Origin of the sequence: Anaerotignum lactatifermentans (genome assembly GCF_014982935.1) — a bacterium.
In the GTDB taxonomy this organism is placed as follows: domain Bacteria; phylum Bacillota; class Clostridia; order Lachnospirales; family Anaerotignaceae; genus Anaerotignum; species Anaerotignum lactatifermentans.
In genome coordinates this window covers 1-1,266 of the sequence record NZ_JADCKK010000140.1, presented here as the reverse complement: position 1 = coordinate 1,266, position 1,266 = coordinate 1, and the positions used below count along the sequence as shown (strand labels likewise).

General features: G+C 70.7%; 1 protein-coding gene. It reads left to right on the top strand.

Annotated elements, in window-relative coordinates; translation table 11 throughout:
* A partial coding sequence (locus INF29_RS14310) for a preprotein translocase subunit SecA (RefSeq protein ID WP_456298265.1) occupies positions 1-1,266 on the top strand: 1,266 nt, incomplete at both ends.

Below are 1,266 nucleotides of genomic sequence, written 5' to 3'. Positions count from 1 at the left end.
CCGACGAGATGGCGCAGGAGGACGTGCTCGCCCTGGACTTCGGCATCGACCACCCCGTGCTCGAGCGCATCCTGGCCGCCGGCGACCCGGCGCGCCTCACGCCCGAGGCCCTCGCCGCGCAGGGCATCGAGGTGGACGCCGAGACCCTCGCCCGCATCTCCGCCGAGCTCGACGCCGCCCGCGCCCGCGCCCGCGAGATCTGCTCCTCCGAGCGCGAGCGCGTGCTCGAGGCCGGCGGCCTGGCGGTCATCGGCACCGAGCGCCATGAGTCCCGCCGCATCGACAACCAGCTGCGCGGCCGCTCCGGCCGCCAGGGGGACCCCGGCGAGACCCAGTTCTACCTCTCGCTCGAGGACGACCTGATGCGCCTGTTCGGCGGCGACCGCATGGACAAGGTCGGCGCCATGATGCAGCGCTACGACATGCCCGACGACATGCCCATCCAGAACAAGATCATCTCCAAGGCCGTCGAGGGCGCCCAGCGCAAGGTCGAGAACATCAACTTCTCCATGCGCAAGAACGTCCTCGAGTACGACGACGTCATGAACAAGCAGCGCCAGGTCATCTACGCCGAGCGCAACAAGATCCTGGACGGCAAGGACCTCGCCGGCCATATCACCGACGTCATGGACGACACGGTCTCCCGCTGCGTCCAGGAGTTCTGCACCCCCGATTCGCACGACGGCGAGCGCGACCTCGAGGGCCTGCACAAGTGGCTCGTGGAACTCACCGGGCACCAGGACGCCCCGCGCCTGGCCGACGAGTCCTACGACGAGCTCAAGCGCGACGCGCTGGCCTACGTCGAGGAGTGCTACGAGCAGAAGTCCGAGCGCTTGGGCGAGCGCCTCATGCGTGACCTCAACACGCAGGTCATGCTGCGCGTCATCGACACGCGCTGGATGAACTACCTGCAGGAGATGGACTACCTCAAGCAGGGCATCGGGCTGCGCGGCTTCGGCCAGCGCGACCCGCTCGTCGAGTACAAGTCCGAGGCCTACGCCGCCTTCCAGACGCTCGTCGACACCATGTACGAGGACTACCTGCGCACCGTCCTGCGCATCGAGGTGCGCCGCTCCGCGCCCGAGCCGCCCGCCGAGCAGAGCCCGGCGCTGGCGCACGCCACCTACTCCGGCCCGGCCGACCCCGACGGCGGCAGCTCCGCGCTGCGCGACCAGGCGGCCGCCCAGGCCGCGGACGCCGCCGGCCGCGCGCCCCAGGGCACCTCGGGCGCCGCGGGCTCCACGGTGCGCACCTACCGCAAGGACG